This window comes from Parvibaculum sp. (genome assembly GCF_049672805.1).
Lineage (GTDB): Bacteria > Pseudomonadota > Alphaproteobacteria > Parvibaculales > Parvibaculaceae > Parvibaculum.
This window is the reverse complement of record NZ_JBATWS010000048.1, coordinates 1-6,789: the sequence shown is the minus strand read 5'-3', so window position 1 is coordinate 6,789 and position 6,789 is coordinate 1. Positions and strand designations below refer to the sequence as shown.

The following is a 6,789-nucleotide window of genomic DNA, read 5'->3' as shown; positions in this document are numbered from 1 at the left end:
AAGCAGCCCTCAGGCACGAGGGCAATATAGGGCGCGGCATAGACATGGCCCACAAGGCGCGGATCGGCATGAAGCGCGGTTGCGTCCTCCCCGTTCGCACCCGTTTCAAGGGCGATCCGGTAGACCGCCTCCAGGTCATCAGCCCGCGCGGGCCGGATTTCCGCAACCATTCTCTCTCCCCCTGCTCACGCCCCAATTCTGCCAATCGGGACCGAAAAGCTCACCCTCGCAGATTTCTGCCATTCAACTATATAGAGAGTAGTCCCCTCCGCAGCCGAGCCTGACATGCGCACAGAAGATCCCCGCCCCATTCGCCTCGAAGACTACACGCCGCCGGCCTTCACCGTCTCGGAGGTGACGCTTGATATCGAGCTTGATCCGCGTGCAACCCGCGTCCACTCGACGCTTCACATGGCGCGGAACCCGGCGCATCCCGACGGGACAGCGCCCGTCACGCTGGATGGGGAGAAGATGGTGCTCCATGAAGTGCGGCTCAATGGCGAGGTGCTGGGGGCAAATCGCTACAGCCTGAGCGAAACCGGCCTCACCATCCACGACGCGCCGGATGGCCCCTTCACCCTCGAAACGGTGACGACATGCGCGCCGGAGGAAAATACCGCTCTCGAAGGGCTCTATCTCACGGGTGGCATCTATTGCACCCAATGCGAGGCCGAAGGCTTCCGCCGCATCACCTATTATCCGGACAGGCCGGATGTGATGGCGGTCTTCCGTACACGCATCACCGGCGACAGGGAAAAGCTCCCCGTGCTTCTCTCGAACGGCAACCCGGTCCGCAAGGGCAAGACAAAAGACGGGCGGCATTTCGTTGAATGGCACGACCCCTTCCCCAAGCCTTCCTATCTCTTCGCGCTTGTGGCGGGTGATCTTGCGCAGGTGGAAGACAGGTTCATCACCATGTCGGGCCGCAAGGTCACGCTTCGCATCTTCGTTGAGAAGGGCAATGAAGATCGCTGCGCCTATGCGATGGATGCATTGAAGCGCGCGATGAAGTGGGATGAGGAACGCTTCGGCCGCGAATATGACCTCGACATTTTTATGATCGTCGCGGTGAGCGCCTTCAATATGGGCGCGATGGAGAACAAGGGCCTCAATGTATTCAACGACAAATACATTCTTGCACGGCCCGACACGGCGACCGATGCCGACTATGCCGCCATAGAGGCGATTGTCGCGCATGAATATTTCCACAACTGGACCGGCAATCGCATCACCTGCCGCGACTGGTTCCAGCTTTGCCTGAAGGAAGGCTTTACCGTTTTCCGCGACCAGGAGTTCACAAGCGACATGCGCTCGCGCGCAGTGAAGCGCATTTCCGATGTGCGCATTCTTCGCGCGCATCAGTTCCCGGAAGATGGTGGTCCCCTCGCCCATCCCGTACGGCCGGACAGCTATATCGAGATCAATAATTTCTACACGCCGACCGTTTACGAGAAGGGTGCCGAGCTATGCCGCATGATCCATACATTGGCAGGGCCGAAGCGCTTCAGGAAAGGCACCGACCTCTATTTCGAGCGCCATGATGGCGAGGCGGCGACGGTCGAGGATTTCCTCAATGCGCTGGCAGATGGCGCAAAGCTTGATCTGACGCAGTTCAAGCTCTGGTATTCGCAGTCCGGCACACCGGAAGTTCTGGCATCAGGCCGCTATGATGCCGCGCGCAAGACCTACACGCTCAAGATGAGCCAGATCTGCCGGCCCACCCCCGGCCAGCGCACGAAAGAGCCTTTCCACATTCCCGTTGCAATCGGTCTTGTGGGGCCGGATGGCGAGGACATGCCGCTCACGCTGGAAGGCGAGACAAAGCCCGGTCCGAAAACCCGCGTCCTGCATCTGAAAGACCGCGAAGCAAGCTGGCGCTTCACGGGCATTACAGCAAAGCCCGTGCCGTCGCTCCTTCGCGGTTTCACGGCGCCGGTGAAACTAAGCGCCAATCTGAAAGAGCGTGATCTCGTCTTCCTCATGCGCCATGACAGCGACAGCTTCAATCGCTGGGAAGCGGCGCAGCGCTATGCGACGAGCCTTCTCCTCACCATGGTGGAGGCGCTCAAAACGGGCGGCACGCCGCGCAAGGGCACCGGCTTTGCGGACATGATCCGCGATGTTGTGAGCGCAAGGCGCGGCGATCCGGATTTTGCCTCACAGATCATCCTGCTGCCCAGCGAACAGACGCTGGCGCAGATCATCGGCCATGATGTCAATGTGGATGCCATCCACGAAGCCCGCGAAATGCTGCGTGCTTCCATTGCGGCGGAAACGAAGGATGCGCTTCTCGCCTGTTATCACCGCATGAAGGTGACGGAGCCTTACAGCCCGGATGCAAAGCAGGCCGCGCGCCGCGCGCTCCGCAATGCCTGTCTTTCCTATCTCGCGGCCGCGCCGGGGAATGACGGTGTTCAGCTTGCGGCAGAGCAGTTTCGCACGGCAGACAATATGACAGACAAGATCGCGGCGCTTTCCGTGCTTTCTCATATTGATTGCCCGGAGCGCGTTGAAGCGCTCGCCGCCTTCCATGAAGAGTGGAAGGGCGATCATCTCGTCATGGATAAATGGTTTTCGCTGCAGGCCATGTCTTCCCTGCCGGGCACCCTTTCCGAAGTGGCGCGGCTGACGGCCCATCCCTCTTTCACGATCAAAAATCCCAACAAGGTGCGCGCGCTGATCGGCAGCTTTGCCAATTCAAACCAGCTCCGCTTCCATGCGGGCGATGGCAAGGGCTACCGCTTCGTTGCGGACAAGGTGCTGGAGCTTGACCCGATCAACCCGCAGGTCGCCGCGCGGATGCTGGGTGCCTTCAAGAGCTGGCGGGAATTCGATTCGAAACGCCGCAAGCTCATGCAGAAGGAGTTGAAGCGCATCGCCTCGACCGAAGGCCTGTCGCGGGACGTATTTGAAATCGCAACGCGCACGCTTGCCTGACGCCTCCGCGCCGGAAGTCTTTTGTTAACCCTGATTTAACCGTGAAACGGCACAGAAACGGCACGGAATAAGTGAGTCCGTTACGCATCGGTTAACAAAAAGTTAACGCAGCCTATGGACATGGAGACTCCGAGGCCGAATCATCTGGTTGAAAGGGTGATTCGTTCGGATTCGACGCCGCAGATCGACGCTGCGTGCTAGAGTTGAAGGACGAACCGCGCGTGAGTAACAGGCCGGCCAAAGGCCCGAAGCGGACGGACCAACGCATGAGCGATGCGACCACGACACGCCAGGAGACGGCAAGGTGGCCGGAGGCGGTAGCGTCGAAGCGGCGCAGCCTTCCCGCGGGCCTGCTGCCGCGCCTTGCCATCGGCGTGTCCGGCCTTGCGCTTGGTGCGCTCAATGTCGCTCTCTTTCTTCAGGACGGCCCGTCCCGCGCGCTGGTTTTCTCCGGCCTGCTTTCGGGCGGCTATCTCGTTCTCGCCTATATGCTGGTGCGGCTTCGTGAATCGAAGCTCGATGCGGAAGCAGCCCTTGTCGAAAACCAGCACCGTTTCGACATGGCCTTTGCCGGTGCGCGCTGCGGCATCTGGGACTGGGACATCAGCGAAAACCGCATCTTCTGGTCGTCCGCCATGTTTGACATGGTGGGGCTGAAGCAGCCTTCGAAGCGGCTATCACCCGCCGAGGTAAAGGCGCTTGCCCATCCCGATGACGCAGCCGCGATTGACGAAATCGCCAATGCGATCCACCGCCCTTCCCGCTCCTATGACACGACCTTCCGTCTGCGCCATGCAGATGGAAGCTGGGTCTGGATGCATGCCAAGGGGCAGGTCTGGAGCGGCGCGCGCTCGGCCGGGTTCCGTCGCGCTGGTGCATCAGGCGCTGTGGCCGGCGATCGTCTGGTCGGCATCACCATCGACATTACCGAACAGAAACTCGCAGAAGAGCGCGTCTCCGAAGCGAATGAGCGGCTGCGCGATGCGATTGAAAGCATCGGTGAAGCCTTCGTGCTTTGGGATGCGGAAGGCGCGCTTGTCACCGCGAACAGCAAGTTTGCCGAGTTCCTTCATATCAGTGCCGCGGAAGAAGGTATGCAGCGCGACGCCATCATGGCGCAGGCAGGCATTGGCTCTGCCTGGCCCGTGGCCGGTGAGAGCGACGCCGATACGAGTGTCAGCGAAATCCGCCTGCCCGGTGGCCGCTGGTTGCAGATCAGCGAGCGGCGCACGAAGAATGGCGGGCATGTGAATGTCGGCACCGACATCACCGCCATCAAGGAACAGGAAGCAGCACTTACGGACAGCAAGCTCGCGCTGGAAAAGACCGTCCGCGACCTCGAAGCCTCCCGCCGCAAGTTGCAGGAGCAGGCGCATCAGCTTGTCGATCTCGCCGAAAAATACGCGTCCGAAAAGACGCGCGCCGAAACGGCGAACCGCTCCAAATCCGAATTCCTCGCCAATATGAGCCACGAGCTGCGCACGCCGCTCAATGCGATCATCGGTTTTTCCGAGATCATGGGTTCGGGACTATTCGGCGAACTCGGCTCGCCGAAATACAAGGAATATGCGGCCGATATTCACGCGAGCGGCACCCATCTCCTCGAACTCATCAACGACATTCTCGATATGTCGAAGATTGAGGCGGGCCGCATGACGCTGGAGACGCAGGACATCGAGATCAGCGAAGTGGTGGAAGAATCCCTCCGGCTCGTCTCGGGCCGCGCCGACATGGCGAATGTCACCATCGAGAACGAGCTGCCTGCTCTGCCCACCGTGAAGGCAGACAAGCGCGCCGTAAAGCAGGTGCTCTTGAACCTTCTTTCCAACGCGGTGAAGTTCACGCCTGCGGGCGGCTCCATCTATCTGCGCGGTTCAGCGGCGGATGGCTTCATCACGCTTGCGGTGGAAGATACCGGCATCGGTATCCCGGCCAGCGCGCTCCCCAAGATCGGCCGTCCTTTCGAGCAGGTCGAAAGCCAACATTCCAAAACGCATAAGGGAACCGGCCTCGGCCTCGCCCTGTCGCGTTCGCTCGTGGAACTGCATGGCGGCACGCTCACCATCGAAAGCACCGAAGGCGTCGGCACCAAGGTGAGCTTCACGCTGCCTCTCGCTTAGCGACTGTTTGCAAACTTGCAACGTCATGGCCCGAATTATTCGGGCCATGACTAGAATGTTCGCTTAAAGATACCAGTCGTATTCAAGCGGCGAGATAGCCTCCTGAAACTTCTCGTATTCGAGAATCTTCGTCTCCGCATAGACGTCCACATAGAGATCCGTCAGATAGTCACGCATCACCTGTGAATTGCGGAACCGCTTCAGCGCGCTTGGCAGGTAGAGCGGCAGGCCTTCATCGACATTTTCGCAGGCGTTGCCTTCGGCCGGATCACCGGGATCAATCTCATTGGTGATGCCATAATGGATGCCCGCCAAAATCGCCGCGAGGACGAGATAGGGGTTTGCATCCGCACCTGAAACGCGATGTTCGATGCGGCGGGAATCCGGCGAGCCATTCGGCACCCGGAAGGCAACAGAGCGATTGTTATAGCCCCAGCTTCCGTTCACCGGCACGAAGAGGTTCGGACCGAAGCGGCGATAGGAGTTCAGGTTCGGCGCGAAGATCGCCATGGCCTCCGGCAATGTTGCCTGCAAGCCGCCAATCGCATGGCGAAGACGGATCGAGCCTTCATCCGTTCCATTGTCGAAAATATTGTTCCCTTGCTCATCCTTTACCGAGCAGTGGATATGCAGGCCATTGCCTGTCTGGTTCGCAAAGGGTTTGGCCATGAAGCTTGCAAGGAAGCTGTGCTGGCGCGCCACGGCGCCAATCAGGTGGCGCAGCATTACCGCATGATCACCGGCAAGCACGACATCATCCTCATGCTTGAGGTTGATCTCGTATTGGCCGGGCGCGAACTCCGCCGTGGCACCGGACGCAGGCACGCCCTGCGCGGCAGCGGCTTCGTCAATGTCCTTCAACAGCGACATGAAGCCATCAAGCTCCGTGATGCCGTAAACTTCATGCGCGGTTTCGCGCTGGCCCGTCGCCGGATTGATCGGCGGCTGCGGACGACCTTTCCGGTCAAGCTCCTTGTCGAGCAGATAGAACTCGAACTCACAGGCGACCGTCGCGCGCAGGCCAATTTCCTCAAGCCGCTTTGCCACGCGGCGCAGAACATTGCGCGGCTCGAGCAGAAGCGGCGAGCCATCCTCGTCCAGCATGGTCATGAGAACCTGCGCCTGCTTCATCGAGGCCCAGGGCACTGGCACGATGCTCCCGGAAACGGGGCGGGACTGCGCATCCGGGTCACCGTCCGAATAGCCCATGCCGAGGATGTCCTCGTTCACACCCGTCACATCGAAGAAATAGATCGACTTCGGCATTTGCACGCCCGAAGTGAAAACCTTGTCGGCCTCTTCGGAAGGGAAGCGCTTGCCGCGCACCGTGCCGCACATATCGACAAAAACCGCGTCCAGATAGTCGATGTCGCCATGTTCGGCTAGGAAGGCGTTGAACTCACCCAGCGTCGCCCACTCCTTGGGTCCCTGTCTTTCCCGGTCGCTCATTGTGTCCTGCATATCTGCCGCGCAATGGCCCACACAGAGAAGTTTCCTTCGCTGCGCGAGAGCCCGCTATCGGTTGCTATAGGTCCATAACCCGATAGTAGCCGAGGGCCGCACGAAGATACCAGCGCCGGAGTGCAGGAAAGGGAAGCCTCGCCGGCGCGCGGCGCATCGGAGCGGGCACGGCTGAAAATTCCTCTTTTCCGCCAATGAGTTGGGCCAGAAGCCGCCCGGCCCAGGGGGCCGCCGCAACGCCATTTCCGTGATAGCCGAGCGCGAAAAAGAC

General features: G+C 60.2%; 3 protein-coding genes and 1 pseudogene. 2 read left to right on the top strand and 2 right to left on the bottom strand.

Features of this window, described 5'->3' with window-relative positions; translation table 11 throughout:
• Positions 1-285: 285 nt before the first annotated feature.
• Positions 286-2,937, top strand: a complete 2,652-nt coding sequence (gene pepN / locus WBF74_RS01530; RefSeq protein WP_424434142.1) for an aminopeptidase N — start codon at positions 286-288, stop codon at positions 2,935-2,937.
• 266 nt (positions 2,938-3,203) lie between these two features.
• On the top strand, positions 3,204-5,057 hold the full coding sequence (locus WBF74_RS01525) for a PAS domain-containing sensor histidine kinase (RefSeq protein WP_424434140.1): 1,854 nt from the start codon (positions 3,204-3,206) through the stop codon (positions 5,055-5,057).
• A gap of 63 nt (positions 5,058-5,120) precedes the next feature.
• Here WBF74_RS01525 and WBF74_RS01520 read toward each other — a convergent pair whose 3' ends face one another.
• Positions 5,121-6,506, bottom strand: coding sequence for a glutamine synthetase family protein (locus WBF74_RS01520; RefSeq protein ID WP_424434138.1), 1,386 nt, complete (start codon positions 6,504-6,506; stop codon positions 5,121-5,123).
• A 76-nt stretch (positions 6,507-6,582) separates the two neighbouring features.
• Positions 6,583-6,789, bottom strand: a pseudogene (locus WBF74_RS01515) (hypothetical protein); the annotation flags it as partial.